Annotated in this window: 9 protein-coding genes; all 9 read left to right on the plus strand. The window is 44.7% G+C overall.

Features of this window, described 5'->3' with window-relative positions:
• Positions 1–193: 193 nt before the first annotated feature.
• The 9 genes from CLV51_RS15530 (at position 194) to CLV51_RS15570 (ending at position 16,982) form a co-directional block, all read left to right on the plus strand.
• Positions 194–4,291, plus strand: coding sequence for a hybrid sensor histidine kinase/response regulator transcription factor (locus CLV51_RS15530; RefSeq protein WP_106528984.1), 4,098 nt, complete (start codon positions 194–196; stop codon positions 4,289–4,291).
• A 475-nt stretch (positions 4,292–4,766) separates the two neighbouring features.
• Positions 4,767–7,616: a TIM-barrel domain-containing protein gene (locus CLV51_RS15535; RefSeq protein WP_106528985.1), complete on the plus strand. Its 2,850-nt coding sequence runs from the start codon at positions 4,767–4,769 to the stop codon at positions 7,614–7,616.
• An 89-nt stretch (positions 7,617–7,705) separates the two neighbouring features.
• Positions 7,706–10,834 (plus strand): SusC/RagA family TonB-linked outer membrane protein, encoded by a 3,129-nt coding sequence (locus CLV51_RS15540; RefSeq protein WP_106528986.1) that lies wholly within the window; start codon positions 7,706–7,708, stop codon positions 10,832–10,834.
• Positions 10,835–10,846: 12 nt separating this feature from the next.
• Positions 10,847–12,409: a RagB/SusD family nutrient uptake outer membrane protein gene (locus CLV51_RS15545; protein ID WP_106528987.1), complete on the plus strand. Its 1,563-nt coding sequence runs from the start codon at positions 10,847–10,849 to the stop codon at positions 12,407–12,409.
• A 25-nt stretch (positions 12,410–12,434) separates the two neighbouring features.
• On the plus strand, positions 12,435–13,193 hold the full coding sequence (locus CLV51_RS15550) for a hypothetical protein (RefSeq protein ID WP_106528988.1): 759 nt from the start codon (positions 12,435–12,437) through the stop codon (positions 13,191–13,193).
• Positions 13,194–13,547: 354 nt separating this feature from the next.
• Positions 13,548–14,480 carry a hypothetical protein gene (locus CLV51_RS15555; protein WP_106528989.1) on the plus strand — a complete coding sequence of 311 codons (933 nt, stop codon included), beginning with the start codon at positions 13,548–13,550 and terminating at the stop codon, positions 14,478–14,480.
• Between the two features lie 90 nt (positions 14,481–14,570).
• Positions 14,571–15,116 carry an RBBP9/YdeN family alpha/beta hydrolase gene (locus CLV51_RS15560; RefSeq protein WP_106528990.1) on the plus strand — a complete coding sequence of 182 codons (546 nt, stop codon included), beginning with the start codon at positions 14,571–14,573 and terminating at the stop codon, positions 15,114–15,116.
• Positions 15,117–15,376: 260 nt separating this feature from the next.
• On the plus strand, positions 15,377–15,928 hold the full coding sequence (locus tag CLV51_RS15565) for a sigma-70 family RNA polymerase sigma factor (protein ID WP_106528991.1): 552 nt from the start codon (positions 15,377–15,379) through the stop codon (positions 15,926–15,928).
• Positions 15,929–16,040: 112 nt separating this feature from the next.
• On the plus strand, positions 16,041–16,982 hold the full coding sequence (locus CLV51_RS15570; protein ID WP_106528992.1) for a FecR family protein: 942 nt from the start codon (positions 16,041–16,043) through the stop codon (positions 16,980–16,982).
• Positions 16,983–17,056: the final 74 nt, after the last annotated feature.

The following is a 17,056-nucleotide window of genomic DNA, read 5'->3' on the forward strand; positions in this document are numbered from 1 at the left end:
CGTATACCGGTTATGCCGGAACTATAGCTGATTAACTTTTTATGGACCTGAGTGCCATAACGTGGAATTTTAGCAATAAAGGTCGAATTCTTTCGACCTTTCTTTGTTTATATGACTGTTATCCCCTTTTATACTATATTGTTACGCAATTATAATTGTCAACTCAACAATTCATCAACCAAGGCGTGTGTACATGAGGAAGCGGGCATTATTCTTTATACTTTTTTTGCTGCTAACGAAAGTGATGTGGGGTCAAACCCTTTCATATCAGTTCAACCGGATTGATATCAACCAGGGCTTGTCTAACAACCAGGTCAACTGTATTTTAAAAGATAGTTCCGGTTTTATGTGGATAGGCACGGTATCCGGCCTTAACAGGTTTGATGGTTACAGCTTCAATGTTTTCCAGCATGATCTGCGCGACAGCGCCTCTCTTTCGGACAATGCCGTCAATAAAATCATGGCTGGTCCCGGTCAGCAATTATGGATTCAAACACGCTCCGGTATTAATATATTCGATCCCGTTAGTACACGCTTCAATCGCCGCCCGGAGACGGTTTTGCAGCAATGGGGCATTCCGGGAAATACGATTACGGATATTGTAAAAGACAAAACCGGGCAATACTGGTTCCTTCATCCCTTTGCAGGTATTTATATTATTAACAGCCGCAACAAACCGGAAAAGCTCGTCCACACTGCCGATACTACCACCATTGCCACTAACAGCGTATCTGCCATGATACCTGACAAGGCCGGCGATTACTGGCTGCTGCACAGCAATGGTATCCTGGAAAAAATGGAAGCACGCAGCCATCGTATTGTATACCGGAACAACACCCTTGTCAGGCCCGACCTGAGCACATCGGCATGGTCGCTTGTAATGGACAATGACGGCGACCTGTGGCTTTTCCAGAGCAAGGAAGATAATGGTGTGTATTATTTCCATGTATCTCAGCACAGCTTTCAGCATATTGATCAAAGCACCCCCGGATTAGCCCTGAACAATAATATTGTAAGAGGTATTGTGCCCGATAACAACGGACTGGTATGGATCGGGACTGATCATGGCGGCGTGAATATCATTAATAAGAAAGAACACAGCATCCGTTATATTGAGAATATAGGAGATGATAACCGCAGCCTGAGTCAGAATAGCATCACCACACTTTATAAAGATAATACCGGCATCATCTGGATAGGTACTTTTAAGAAAGGATTGAATTATTATCATGAGCACATGGTTAAGTTCCCCCTTTATCAGTACCAAACGTATAGCCGTAACAGTTTGCCTTATAATGACGTGAACCGTTTTGTAGAAGATGCCCGCGGCAATCTCTGGATAGGCACTAACGGCGGGGGATTGATCTATTTTGACCGCAGCCGCAACACTTTCACCTCCTACAAACACGAAGCCGGCAACGAAAACAGTATATCCGGTAACGTTATAGTGAGTTTGTGGATAGACCATGCACAGCAACTCTGGATAGGTACTTACTTTGGTGGGCTGGACCGCTTTGACGGCACCCGGTTTGTTCATTACAAACATGACCCGGCAAACAGCAACAGCATCAGTGATAACAGCATATGGGAAGTGCTGGAGGACCGGCAGCACCGGCTCTGGGTGGGTACCCTGAACGGAGGACTCAACGTAATGGACCCCGTTACACATCAATTCCACCAATTTACCAGTAAAGAAATTCCTTCCAGGTATATTTCGGCATTGCTGGAAGATAAACAAGGCAACCTTTGGATAGGTACTTCCGATGGACTGGATGTACATAACGGCAAAACCGGTGCCTTTACTCATTACAGCAATGCACCCGCTACGCGCGGAAGTTTGAGCCATAATAATGTGGTCTGTATTTTTGAAGACAGTCAGGGCCGCATCTGGGTGGGAACCCGCGAAGGACTGGACCTGTTTAATCCCGGCAGCAACAACTTCCGTACTTTCCGCAAGGAAGACGGCTTGCCCGACAACTCCGTGCTGAATATACTCGAAGCCAATGACCATAGTTTATGGATGAGTACTCCTAATGGCTTGTCCAGTCTGACTATTAAGCCAGGTGCTAACGCAAAGGGTTATACGTACCAGTTCAAAAATTATGATGAATCAGATGGCCTGCAAGGCAAAGAATTCAATGAAAATGCAGCGTTGAAGACCAGTCGCGGTGAACTGATCTTTGGCGGCGGCAATGGTTTTAATCTCTTCTATCCCAATGCCATTACCGTAAACAGCAATGTGCCGCCGGTTGTACTCACCGATTTGCAGATCTTTAATAAAAGCATCCGGCCAGGTGAAAAAATAAATGGAAGGGTGTTATTGTCTGCTGCCATTCCTGAAACCAGGAGCATCACACTACAACATGGTGAAAATGTTTTCTCCCTGGAATTTGCTTCCCTGAACTATTTCCATCCGGAAAAAAACCGGTATGCCTACATGCTGGAAGGCTTTAGCAAAGACTGGTTATATACAGACGGACTTCAACGCAAAGCTACCTTCACCAACCTGGACCCCGGGGAATATACTTTCCGGGTGAAAGCATCCAATAATGATGGTGTATGGAATGAGCAGGGGCTTACCCTGCAAATCCGGGTGCTGCCTCCTTTCTGGAAAACATGGCCCGCATTTTTACTGTATGTATTGCTGATTCTGGGAGCACTGCTACTGGCCCATAAACTGATACTTGAAAGAGAAAGACTGAAGTTCCGGATGGAGCAACAATCGCAGGAAGCGACGCGTATGCATGAACTGGACACGTTAAAAATCCGCTTCTTCACCAACGTAAGCCATGAGTTCAGAACACCGCTCAGTCTTATTATAGCACCGCTGGAAAAGATCATCAAACAAACAACGGAAGGTGGTGTAAAAGCACAGCTGGAGCTCATGCAGCGCAATGCCCGCCGGTTACTCAACCTGGTGAACCAATTGCTCGACTTCCGTAAAATGGAAGTACAGGAAATAAAACTGCATGCCAATGAAGGGGATATGGTGGATTTTGTAAAAGAGCTGACGGGATCTTTTTCCGACTTGTCGGACAAGAAGCATATACAGCTGGCCTTTCAAAGCGATGTGCAGGAATTGAAAATGTTATATGACGGAGATAAGATAGAGAAGGTCATCTTTAACCTGCTTTCCAACGCTTTTAAATTTACACCCGAGCAAGGCAGTATATCCGTTAACGTTAGCTACCGCGAGGCTTCCGCGCAATTAGTAATAGCGGTGAAAGACAATGGAATAGGTATCCCGCTGGAAAAGCAGGATCATATCTTTGAGCGTTTCTTCCAGCATGAAGTCCCCGGCTCCATGATGAACCAGGGCAGTGGTATTGGCTTGTCTATTACGCGGGAGTTTATAAAAATGCATGGTGGCAGCATTACCGTAGACAGTGCCCCGGAAATGGGAAGTTGCTTTACCGTTATCTTGCCAGTAAAAACCACTACAGCAGCCGCTCCCGGAGAAATGCAGGAAACCATCCGTGTATTACCGGAACCTGCAACAGTAGCCCCCACTCTTGCTGTGGCAAACAATCAAAGTAAAAAACCGGTCATCTTACTGGTAGAAGATAATGAAGATTTCCGCTTCTATCTCAAAGATAACCTGGGGCAATACTTCCAGATCATAACAGCAGAGAACGGGCTGGCGGCCTGGAAAATATTGCAGCACACCCTTCCTCACCTGATAGTGAGCGATATTGCCATGCCTGAAATGGATGGGCTGGAGCTTTGTAAAAAAATCCGTGCGCAGCAGCGTACCGCGCACCTGCCGCTGATAATGCTCACTGCCCGGGCAGAAGAAGCCCAGCAATTGGAAGCGTTGGAAACTGGCGCCACAGATTATATTACCAAGCCCTTTAACTTTGAAGTATTATTATCCCGCATCAAAAATATTATTTCCCAGCAGTCATCCTTGCGTGATACTTTCCGGCAGCATATAACAGCCAATCCCAGCGAAGTGGCCATTTCTTCTGCTGATGAGCAGTTTGTGCAGCAGGCGTTGCAGATCGTTGAAAAAAACATCTCTAATCCTGATTTCTCTGTAGAGGAATTGAGTAAGGCATTATTTATGAGCCGCGTATCTGTTTACAAAAAAATATTATCGCTGACCGGTAAGTCGCCTATAGAATTCATCCGTAGTATCCGCCTGAAAAGGGCTGCGCAACTGCTGGAGAAAAGTCAGCTTACTGTAGCAGAGGTAGCCTATGAAGTAGGATTTAATAACCCGAAATACTTTACAAAGTATTTTAAGATGGAGTATAATGTGCTGCCATCTGTATATGGAAAGAAGAAATAAGCCCGTAAATCAACAAATGCACCCCTTTAAATAACGAAATCCCCTCCTTCCCTCCCGAAGACAATGGATAATTTTGTGCTATTGATTATCTAACCAACTTATGTTCAAGCAAAACTACAAGAAGAGCAGCCATATATACCTGATCATCGAAATCATGCTGTATTGTTTAATCACAGTAGCTATCATCGGATTATTATTACTATAACCATTTTTAAATCAACTCTTTGCAAACGTATCTATTCGTGTCAGTTTAACATTTTATACCCTTACCGCTATCAATCTGATCCCCCACTGCTGTTGGCAGTTAACATAATCACCCTACATCTAAAACATACCCGTACCCTGCGTTTGCATAGCACCGTTTATTTTTGTTTTCACACGTTTTGAAATTAAACACGTTTTGAAAAAACAGCTGCATGCACCACAAACATGCATGATAACAACCACGCACAACCAATAGAAAAATTCCATTTATATGCAGACAAAGAGGACGATATCGCTCGTATTATTCACGTTATTGACTTCCTGGTGTTATGCCGGGCAGGTAGATAAACTGGCCGATGGCTTATTGATACATTTAAAACAACCTGCACATAATGGCGCCAGACAGGTAAAATTACAGGTGATCTCCGATAAAGTGATCCATGTAAGTGCTACTGCCGGCGATAATTTTAACGGATCTCCCAGCCTGATGGCCGTGGATGTTCATTGTAATGCAGTGAAATGGGATTCAGAGGAAAACAATGAAACAGTGGTTTTGAAAACTAATAGTCTCACTGCCAGTGTGGCGCTGAATACCGGTGAAGTGGTATTCAGCGATAAGGACGGACATATCCTGTTACAGGAACAACGCGGTGGCGGCAAAACATTTGCCCCGGTAATCATTGATAATAAACAGTTATACCGCATACAACAGGTGTTTGAATCTCCTGCCAATGAAGCCTTTTACGGACTGGGGCAACACCAGACCGGTTTAATGAACTATAAAAACCAGGACGTAGACCTCACCCAATACAACTCTGTAGCGGCAGTGCCTTTTGTGGTATCCAACCGTCATTATGGGATATTATGGGATAACTACTCCATTACCCGTTTTGGTGATGACCGTGCTTACGATCAGTTGTCTGCTTTACACTTAACCACCACCGATGGTAAGTCAGGCGGGCTAACGGCCGTATACGCTGACCGTTATAATAATACTGTTTACCTGCAATCTGTAGAAGATAAAATAGACTATGGCTTTCTAAATTTACTGGGAAACCTCCCTGCAGCTTTTCCGATGGTAAAAGGAAAAGTTACCTGGGAAGGCACTGTGAATGCCGATGAAAATGGTGAGTATAAATTTTTCATGTCCACTTCCGGTTATACCAAAGTATGGATAGACGGGCAGTTGAAGTTGGACAAGTGGCGGGAAAGCTGGAATCCGGGCGCTTCTGTATTTCATCATCCGCTTAAAAAGGGTCAGCCAGCAACCATTAAAGTAGAATGGATCCCGGAAACTGCGCAGTCGTTTATTTCACTCAAATTCCTTTCGCCTACTCCTGCCGCGCTGCAAAACAAGATGGCGTTGACTTCCGAAGCCGGTGAAAAAATAGATTACTACTTCATGTACGGCAACAACATGGATGAAGTGATCAGTGGGTATCGGCAGGTGACCGGCAAAGCTACTATGATACCACGCTGGGCACTAGGTTTCTGGCAAAGCCGGGAACGGTATAAAACACAGGATGAAATTGAAAATACAGTAGCCACCTTCCGTGAAAAGAAAATACCGCTGGACAATATTGTACTGGACTGGAGCTACTGGAAACAGGATGAATGGGGTAGCCAACAGTTTGACCCCAGCCGCTTTCCCAATCCAGCTGCAATGATTGAAACGCTGCACAAAAAATACAATGCGCATTTCATGATTTCTGTATGGCCTAAATTCTATGAAGGCATTGACAACTACAAATTGTTTGATAACAAAAACTGGTTATACAAACAGAATATCAAAAATAAACAACACGACTGGATAGGTAACGGTTACGTATCTACGTTTTATGACGCTTTTAATCCGGAAGCCCGTAAGCTGTTCTGGAACCTGATCAACAAAAACCTTTTCAGTAAAGGCGTAGATGCCTGGTGGCTGGATGCTACAGAGCCGGATATCTTATCCAATGCTTCCATCGAAGACCGTAAAACACTGATGAATCCTACGGCATTAGGTTCTTCTACCCAATACTTCAATACCTATGCATTAGTAAACGCTAAAGGTATTTATGAAGGGCAGCGTGCCACCAGTCCTGATCAGCGTGTATTTATACTTACCCGTTCTGCTTATGCCGGGTTACAACGTTATGCAGCGGCTACCTGGAGCGGTGATGTGGCGGCTACTTTCGAAGAGTTAAGCAGACAAATACCTGCAGGATTAAATTTTTGTATGTCTGGTTTGCCTTACTGGACTACCGACATCGGCGGTTTTTTTGTAGAAGATAAATATGACAAGCCTAATCCGCAGGGTGCAGCGCAGGAAGAATGGAGAGAATTAAATACACGGTGGTTTCAGTATGGCGCCTTTTGCCCGTTGTTCCGCTCCCATGGACAGTTTCCTTATCGCGAGATGTTTAACATAGCGCCAGACAGCAGTGTAGCGTATCAGTCTATGCTGTATTATGACAAGCTGCGTTACCGCTTGCTGCCTTATATCTACTCACTGGCCGGCAGCACTTACCATCACGACTATACGATTATGCGTGCGTTACCAATGGATTATGATAAAGACACCACTGTATTGAATATCCGCGACCAGTTTATGTTTGGACCAGCATTACTGGTAAATCCGGTAACGCAGTACCAGGCACGCAGCCGCGCATTGTACCTGCCCGCAGGCAATGGCTGGTATGATTTCTACACCGGGAAATACCTGGCCGGCGGACAATATATTAATGCAGCTGCGCCGCTGTCGAGAATGCCCTTGTATGTAAAAGAAGGCGCTATACTCCCCGTGGGGCCTGCATTACAGTATACCGATGAGCGCAAAGCTGACACGATTCAACTGTATGTATATACCGGAAAGGATGGTGAGTTTACATTGTATGAAGATGAAAATACTAATTACCAATATGAAAAAGGAGTGTTCAGCAATATTACTTTTCGTTGGAATGAAGCAGTGCAAACCCTTACTATTGGCCGTAGGGAAGGTAATTTTCCCGGTATGTTAAAACAAAGATATTTCCGCATTATCTATATCGGTAAAAATAAGCCGGTAACCCCTGATGTGGTTACCCCGGCAGGTGAAATGACAACATATAATGGAATAGCAAAAACGGTCCGGGCCTTCTGACCCGGACTCATTTCTATCGGCAACAAAGTCCACGATCACTGAAATATATATTATTCAACCACCTATCGCCTTAATAAAACACGTTAAACATGAAAATCTGGTACACTATCAGCAATTTTTTTCCACGGCATTCCGTCCTCCGGACGATTGCTGCCTGCAGCCTGGCTGCCGCTGCTCCGCCGGCGTTGCATGCAGCTGCATATAATGGCAAGGCATATACGTTGCCTGTAAAACAAACGCTCACGGGCAGGGTCTTGGATGCAAAAAACGGCAGTCCTTTACCTGGCGTAAATATTTTAATAAAAGGTACCACGCGCGGTGCAGTGAGTGGTGCAGATGGTTCGTTTGCCATACAGGCGGATCCCGGTGAGATAATCGTGGTTTCCCTGGTTGGTTATAACAAACAGGAGCTACAGGTGAAGGGACTCACGCAAATGACTATACGCCTGACAGTATCCTCCACCGGATTGGATGAGCTGGTAGTAGTAGGTTATGGCGCACAGAAGAAAAAAGTGGTAACAGGTGCAACTGTGCATCTCAGCAATGATGACCTGGTAAAAAATCATAGTGTAAGTGTAGAGCAATCGTTACAGGGACAGGTGCCAGGTGTACAGGTAACGTCCAATTCCGGTCAGCCGGGTGATGCCATGAAGTTTACCATCCGTGGGATTGGCACCAATGGAGATTCCCGTCCGCTTTATATTGTGGATGGTTTTCCTGCTGAAGACATCTCCTTTTTAAATCCTTCAGATATTGCGTCTGTAGATGTACTGAAAGATGCTGCTTCTACTGCTATTTATGGTACACGCGCTGCAAATGGGCTGGTGATGATCACCACCAAAAAAGGACGTGCAGGTAAAATGAGTGTATCGCTGGATGCTTCTTACGGCTTACAAAATCCTGCCCGCAAGCTGGATTTGCTGAATGCGCAACAGTATGGCAACATCATGAATGAAGCCTATATTAATTCCGGCGGTGTTCCTCCATATTCAAAAGATTCACTCGCCAAACTGGGCGCTGGTACTGATTGGCAGAAGGCAGCTACGCTGAGCAATGCACCCATACAGCATTACAGCCTGGGGCTTTCCGGTGGCAACGAACATTCCGTGTTTTCTTCTTCCTTATCCTACCAGGGGCAGCAAGGGATCATGGGTTTGCCCGGCAGATCCAATTTTGAACGAACATCGTTCCGTATCAATTCAGAACATAAGTTGTATAAAGACCTGATCAAAACAGGTGAGAACCTAACGTATGCGCATACACGCCAACGGGGCATTGGTACCGGCAATATATACAACAACTCCATTCGCGGGTTATTGAATGCCAGTCCTGTTTTCCCGGTGCATAACGCAGATGGCAGCTATGGCAAATCACAAACTGCCACAGATGAAATAAACCCGATAGGTGCCATTGACTATACACAAAATAACAAAACGATTACAGACAGGCTGATTGGCAATATATTCCTGGACGCTACCATCATCAATGGTTTGACATTCCGTTCAGAATACGGTATTGATCTCTCCTATAATTATAATAACGCGTTTATCCCGGTGTATGTGCTGGGCGCCAACAACAGCAATCTGCATTCCAGCGCCAGCCAGGGCATGTATCGTAACCTCACGTGGAACTGGGATAATACCCTTACTTATCAGCGTACATTCGGCAAACATAATATCAACCTGATGGTGGGTACTGCAGCCAAAAAATACGAAGGATATAATGTGGGCGGTAGTATGACTGATCTTATCATTGCTGATTTTGATCATGCGGTTATCAGTAATGGCAGAAACGACAGTACCCGTAAGGTATATGGTACCAGGAGTACCAACGCACTGCAATCTTACTTTAGCAGGGTGCTTTACAGCTTTAATGAAAAATATTTACTCACAGCATCGTTGCGCCGCGATGGTTCTACCAGGTTTGGTGCTAATAACCGTTATGGTTATTTCCCTTCTTTTTCTGCGGGCTGGATTGCCACTAACGAATCTTTCCTGCATACCAACTGGCTGAACTTCCTCAAGATCCGCGGTGGATGGGGCCAGAACGGGAATGACCGGATAGGCGATTTCAGATATCTCGCTACTGTTAATTCTACCTACCGTTATTATTATTTTAACGGAGAAAAATCTATTGGTGCCTCTCCGGATAAAATTCCTAATCCTGATCTGAAATGGGAAACTTCTGAACAGGTGGATCTCGGTTTTGATGCTACGTTACTGAAGGATGTTACCGTAACATTTGACTGGTATCGAAAAACTACCCGCGACTGGCTCGTAACCGCTCCTATCCCTGATCTGGTGGGTACCGGTGCGCCTACCATCAATGGTGGTAATATTGAAAATAAAGGTATAGAGCTGGGTATTAACTATACCCATCAGTTTGGAGAAGTAACAATTGGTGTTGGTGGCAACATTGCTTTTAATAAAAATACCGTTATCTCTATCCCTAACCAGGAAGGCGTATTACATCCTTCTTATAATGGTGTATTGTCTTCTAATATGGATGAATATTATCGTGCACAGAATGGTATGCCTATTGGTTATTTCTATGGTTTAAAAACAGCCGGCATCTTCCAGAATCAGCAGGAGATAGATGCTTATACCACTAAAGGCGGTAAAAAAATACAGCCGGATGCAGTACCTGGTGACGTACGTTTTGTGGATCTGAATGGTGATGGTGTAATTGATGGCAGTGATAAAACAGAAGTAGGTGATCCGAATCCTAAACAGACATATGGCTTTTCTTTGTCGGCCGCCTGGAGAGGATTTGATCTGTCTGTTTTATTGAATGGTGTGGGTGGTAATGATATCGTAGATGGTACCAGGGCATATGATCGTTCATACAACAACTACACCACTGCGATCTTTGGCCGCTGGCATGGCGAAGGTACTTCCAATACGATGCCCCGTGTAACACTGGGTGATGAGCCAAACAATAACTACCGTCGTTTCTCCGATCTGTATGTACATAACGGTGCGTTTCTCCGTATCAAGAGTATTAACCTGGGATATGATTTAAAGAAGACATTGCTGAAACGTTGGCCCCTAGAACAATTCAGGCTGTATGTTTCCGGATTAAATGTATTTACGTTTACCCATTACCGTGGGTTGGATCCTGAAGTAGGTTATGGTATTGATAGCTGGTCGTCTGGTACTGACCTTGGTTATTATCCGCAGCCGAGAACAATTTTATTCGGTCTTAATGTTAAATTTTAAACTCCCGGCATCATGAAAAAAATATTCGCAGCAATTATACTAACCGGGTTAATGAGTTCATGTGGAAAAAAATTCCTGGAAACATTACCCGTTGACACCGTTACAGAAGATGATTTTTACAAGACGCCTGCCGATGCCTACCAGGCTTTGGTATCCGCCTACAGCGTACTTAACTGGGATGGCTATGGCAATATTGCACTAACGTCTGAAATTGCCTCTGATGATTGTTTTGGTGGTGGCGGTAATTCGGATAACGGATGGAACCAATGGGACAAGAGCATTAAAATGAATGACCTTAACAGTGCTGCATGGACCAAGTATTTTACCGGCATTTACCGGGCTAATGTTTTCCTGCAAAACATTGATAAGGTAAAATTCAATGGTGACGATGCTACTAAAAAACGTTACACCGCGGAGGCGCATTTCCTGCGGGCTTACTATTACTTTGACCTGGTACGCATGTTTGGTAATGTACCACTGCTGACCAAACCACTGGAACCGGGTAATTACAATATCCCGCAAACCAGCGCAGACAGTGTATACAGTTTGATAGCCAGTGATCTGAAACAGGCAGCAGCTGATCTTGCCCCCACTCCTTATGCGGGTATTCCTAAGGGAGAATCCGGCAGGGCTTCCAAATGGGCCGCAGAAGCGTTGCTGGGCCGTGTGTTCCTTTATTATACCGGTTATTACAACAAGCCGGATATAGCAGGCGTATTTACGCAAACAGATGCCATTGCAGCGATAGAAGACGTGATTAATAACAGTGGTTACAGCCTGGTACCTAAATACAATAATTTATTCCGGGCATCAGCTGAAAGCACCACTGCTTATGCGGGTCAGAATAACCAGGAGGGCGTGTTTACCATCCAGTATACTTATCTGGGCATGGGTGATCAGAACCAGAATAATGGTAACCGCGTACAGGTAATGATCGGTATCCGCGGACAAGTACTAGCCCCCTATTACAAAGGCTGGGGCGCGGCCACCGTGAATGAAGCGTTATATCATTCCTTCGCGCCCGGCGACAGCAGGCAAAGTGCGTCTGTTATCTCTGTTGACGGAGAAGGGTTTACCAGTGCTTATGCCAAAGGAGATCAGGCGATGTACACGGGTTACTTCTGCAAAAAATATACACCGTTAAAAGATAAAAACGCGGATGATCTGGGTGGCAGTTTCCAGTGGGACAACTTCGATAATTATATGGTGATCCGGTTTGCTGATGTATTGCTGATGGGTGCTGAACTGAACCTGGCTGCCAATGCCGGTAAAGCACAGCAATACCTGGATAAGGTGCGTGACCGTGCTTTCCATGATCAAGCACATCGTATTACACTTAGCAGCAAGGTGCAGATAATGGATGAGCGCAGACTGGAATTATCGCTGGAAGGCCAGCGTTACTGGGATCTGCTGCGTCAGGGTACGGCGGTGGCCAAACAGTCTATAGACAATACGTCTGCTAACCCACAATTTAATGTGAGCTTCCGTACAGCAACGAATGGATTATTTTCTATTCCGGAAACGCAGATCAATCTTTCCAATGGCACACTCAAACAAAATAAAGGCTGGGAATAATATCCACTTTAAAAACTTTTTCCACATGAAAAATTTACATCGTTTTATATATTTATCGCTTGTAGTGTTGGCTGTAGCCTGCCGTCCTTATGAAGACAGGATCACACCGGCAGATCCTAATGGTACAAAGCTGGACTTCACCGTAACACAAACACCGGGGCATGATAATGAAGTAACACTGGAGAGTAAAACAAAAGACGTCATTCCTTTCTGGGATTATGGCTTTGGTACTACTAAAGCTGCAAAAGCCGTTGTGATATTACCTTTTGCGGGAGATTTCTTCATTAAGTATGCTGCTTATGCCACCGGAGGCCCAAAAACAGATTCCGTAAAAGTAACCGTATCCAAAAACGACCCGAACTATTTTGCCAGTCCTATGTGGAACTTACTGACCAATGGTGCTGCCGGGAAAACATGGGTATGGGCGGTGGATGTACCGGGCGGTTACTGCTTTGGCAATGGTTCCGGTGGCGCCCAAAAACCTGAGTGGTGGACGGTAGGCGCAGCAGGACTGAAAGACAAGGGAGTGATTGATGATGAAATGAAATTTGACCTGGATAGAAACGCCAACTTTGCCATCACACACAATGGCGTTACTACTAAGGGATCATTTGCCATGGATACTTTAAATACAACGATAAAGATCAATAGTGCAGATATCAGCTGGGGGAATATGGTCACCTATAATATTATTAAGCTGAACGCAAATGAGTTGACGCTGGTACAGCAAGGTTCCGGCTGGCGCAATATCTGGATATTCAAGCGCAAAGGTTTTGTATTTTAAAAATCCACTTATGTACACCGGCGGGGTTCTCCCTGCCGGGTTTATTATGAATTTGGGAAGATGATCAGTGCGGATATTAATATTTAAAGAGATGACTAACGCAAATGTATATACGTCACAGATAATTATAAAATAACTCAGTATTAGTTAATGCTGTTTTGGTTGTTACCTGTTGCCGGTGCTTTTTAGCTCCGGCTATTTTTTTATGGGAATACCCGGCAAAGTATAGATTCTAAAAAATATTTATATATCATTTAAACCTTTATCAAATACACATATCTATTATTCCGATATAATAATAGTTATAAGATCCGGCGCCGGATCTTTTTTGCTGATTCACCTTCAATATTATGTATGAGAGCTTTCTACCTATTCCTACTTCTGCTTACAACCATCAACATTTCTTTGTACGCGCAACAAGCCGGCAGTACTGCAATCGACACAGTTACACCTATGCAGGATGCTAATAACCAGGCACCCGCAGATAGCACCAGGCCGAGGGTAAGATCACACTTTACAGCAGGTGTACAATACCTGAGTGACAACGTATACACCGGTAGAAAAGATTCCAGCCATATCCCTTACCTGACCACTACAGTGGCTTATTATCATAAATCGGGATTGTATGCGGAGGGAGCTGTTTCAATGTTGTCCGGTACGGATAATATGCGGGTTGATGCCGGGATATTATCTGCGGGTTATCTGTTTTCGCGTGGCAACTTTGACGGGGATATCAGTGCGTCTAAATATTTTTATAACAACCTGAGTCAGAATGTGCGGGCAGAAGTAAAAGGAGATATCCGGGCGAGTGGTTCCTATGATTTTAATGAGATCATTACTGCCACAGTGGACGGTAACCTGACTTTCAGCTCAAAGAACGATTATGCTTTGAGGGGGGCCCTGGATCATATTTTTTACCTGCTGCAGGATCGTTTGCGGATAAACCCTACCCTATCGGCTAATGCAGGTACCCAACATTATTACGACGCTTATTATAATTTCCGTCACCTGAGCCACCCCCATTCAAAAAAGGACAAAGCTAAACCTACCGTGATAGCGGATATGCAGCAAGCCTCACAGTTTAATATATTGGATTACGAGTTCAGCATGCCTGTTTCCTATACCATCCACAGGCACCTTACCTTATCATTTGAGCCCATCTATGCTATGCCTGTGCATCCAGCTGTTCTCATACTCACAACAGTTGCCAGCAATACTTCAAAAACACGTACAGAACCACTTAGCAATCAGTTCTACTGGTCCTTTGGTGTTACTTATAAATGGTAAAAAACATTTTTCTTGAACAACAAAAGCCACCGTGATAGGTGACTTTTGTTGTTATTTGATTATCTTTCATGACTAACACAACGCTATGTCATGGAAATAAAAGTTCTGACCGCACCAGGGCTGGATAACTCCGGTCCGGCGCACTGGCAAACCCTATGGGAGCAGTCTATACCGGGAACACAGCGGATTGAGCAGACCAACTGGGGAGCACCGGAATGTAAAGAATGGGTAACACAAATGGAGAAGACAATAGCGCAGGCGGGGCCACAGGTGGTTATTGCAGCGCATAGTCTTGCTTGTATTGCCCTGGTACACTGGGCGCAACAAACCAAACTTACTATTACCGGGGCGTTGCTCGTAGCACCAGCTGATGCCGAAAGACCCGGATTCCCGGCCGGCCCGGTGGGTTTTGTGCCGGTCCCATTAGTGAAACTGCCGTTTAAAAGCATTATTGTAGCCAGTACCAATGATGATTATTGCTCCCTTGAAAGAGCTGCTTTTTTTGCCCGGCACTGGGGTAGCCGCTTTGTAAACGCCGGTGACAAAGGCCATATTAATGCAGGTTCCGGTTTGGGTGAATGGCCCGAAGGAAAAAATCTGCTGAAAGAACTGGTTCAAAACTGGCCTACGCTCTGATCATCTCCTGCTTCGTTTAATCTGTAATTATTCCTTTTAAAAATACCTGATTACCCGCTTCTTTTTCATCCGCTTCTTTTTTCTTTTACAAACAAAAAAACATATCTTGGTCGCTAAGAACCAAAACTAAATCGATTTTTAAGCGGGTACCGCAATACAATTAACATAAACATAAAGATCCACGGTATGGATACAAGATGCCTTTGTACCTACCTTTGACTTCGCTTACTTAGTATTCTATTTTTGTGAAAAGGGAGCTTATGGCAGACAGTAAATTATGGGAAGAATTTCAAAGTGGCCACACGGCTGCGTTTGAGAGCATCTTTCACGCACATTGGGATAAGCTGATGCTGTATACCTGTAGCATTATTGCGGATGATGCCCTGGCAAAAGATGTATTGCAGAATTTTTTTATTGAATTATGGGAAAAGCGTACTACGTTGCCGCTTCCCCGGGAAACCGGCGCCTTCCTGGTGTTTCTGCTCAAACTCCGCATCCTGAACGCCTTACGGAGTGAGGATATCAGGAGCCGTCATGAACATAATTTTGCAGCTTTGCTGCATGAGCACACCACCAATACCGTTGATCAGTTGCAGGTAAAAGAAATCTATGCGCAGCTGCATCAATATACCAACCTGTTACCACCACGTATCCGCCAGGTGTTTTATTTAAGTCGCTTTGAACACAAGACCATACCGGAAATAGCGGGCATTGTGGGCGCATCTGAACAAACCGTCAGGAATCAGCTTAATACCGCCAACAAGCGGCTCAAATTACAATTGAAATCGTCCTTTCTATCCTTCTTCCTATAAAATCCAATATTACCGAATTGTTAACTACACCACCGGAGTAGTTAAATGTTTTTTGAGATGTGACATTATACTGAAAGCAGCTAAATAGACTGCTGGTAAAACTGATTAATAAGTGGAGCAAACGGAATTAGATTGTCTGTTAAATAAATACAAGGCAGGTAAATGCAGCGAAGAAGAAATCATGCTGTTATTTATGGTGTTGGACCGGATAGCGGCCACCACAGCAACTGCCGGGCTTTCTGCAACATCACAGCTGGCTGTACAAAAGGCGGTATTTGCGCATGTACACACGGTACCTGTTACGAAGTGGCATTATATCCGCCGGTGGATGGCCGCCGCTATTATTTTGCCTGCCTGCATAGGTGGATACTGGTGGCAGCAACATTCCCATCGTAGCAAAGCACCGGCTATTACCTGGATCAAACTAAGTACCGGCGCACAGGAAATCAGGCATGTTCAGTTGCCCGATGGCACCCTGGCCTGGCTGAATGCCGCTTCCACACTGGAATACCCGCAACAATTTAATGGCAGCGAAAGGCTGGTAAAAGTAAACGGACAGGTATTTTTTGATGTACATCAGAACAGGGAACAACCATTTACCGTACAATCGGGTGAGCTCCGGGTAAATGTACTGGGTACCGCTTTCCTCATCAGGAATGTAGCCGGACAACCCACCAGGGTAGCTGTAGCCAGCGGAAAAGTACAGGTAACACATAATAAGAAGATACTGGGTACACTGCTACCCGCTGACCAACTAACGTACACGAATAAACGAACAACCATCAGTAAAACCGATACAACTGCCATCAGCTCCTGGACAAAAGGAGAGCTGATCATTAACAATGCCACACTTCAACAAGTATTATGGGAGCTGGAAACCTTTTATGGTGTTCAGTTTCATAGCAAATTCAACCTGGAGCAGGGACACTTGAACGTAAGCTTCAGTAACGGTATGTCACTACAAAACAAACTGGACATTATTGCCACTATCAGCATAGCACCAAAAGTTCATTTCAGGGAAAAAGGGAAAGGGATATTCGAAGTATACCAGTAAAACAAAACCATAATAACTAACAACACGCGGAAAAATGCATAGGCTAATTCCGTACAGGGATTGTCATGCCCATT

Origin of the sequence: Chitinophaga niastensis (assembly GCF_003014755.1) — a bacterium.
GTDB lineage: Bacteria > Bacteroidota > Bacteroidia > Chitinophagales > Chitinophagaceae > Chitinophaga > Chitinophaga niastensis.

Coding starts and splice junctions, on each gene's coding strand:
- CLV51_RS15540 (WP_106528986.1), top strand. CDS start 7,706: ATGAAAATCTGGTACACTATCAGCAATTTTTTTCCACGGCATTCCGTC.
- CLV51_RS15535 (WP_106528985.1), top strand. CDS start 4,767: ATGCAGACAAAGAGGACGATATCGCTCGTATTATTCACGTTATTGACT.
- CLV51_RS15530 (WP_106528984.1), top strand. CDS start 194: ATGAGGAAGCGGGCATTATTCTTTATACTTTTTTTGCTGCTAACGAAA.
- CLV51_RS15550 (WP_106528988.1), top strand. CDS start 12,435: ATGAAAAATTTACATCGTTTTATATATTTATCGCTTGTAGTGTTGGCT.
- CLV51_RS15560 (WP_106528990.1), top strand. CDS start 14,571: ATGGAAATAAAAGTTCTGACCGCACCAGGGCTGGATAACTCCGGTCCG.
- CLV51_RS15565 (WP_106528991.1), top strand. CDS start 15,377: ATGGCAGACAGTAAATTATGGGAAGAATTTCAAAGTGGCCACACGGCT.
- CLV51_RS15555 (WP_106528989.1), top strand. CDS start 13,548: ATGAGAGCTTTCTACCTATTCCTACTTCTGCTTACAACCATCAACATT.
- CLV51_RS15545 (WP_106528987.1), top strand. CDS start 10,847: ATGAAAAAAATATTCGCAGCAATTATACTAACCGGGTTAATGAGTTCA.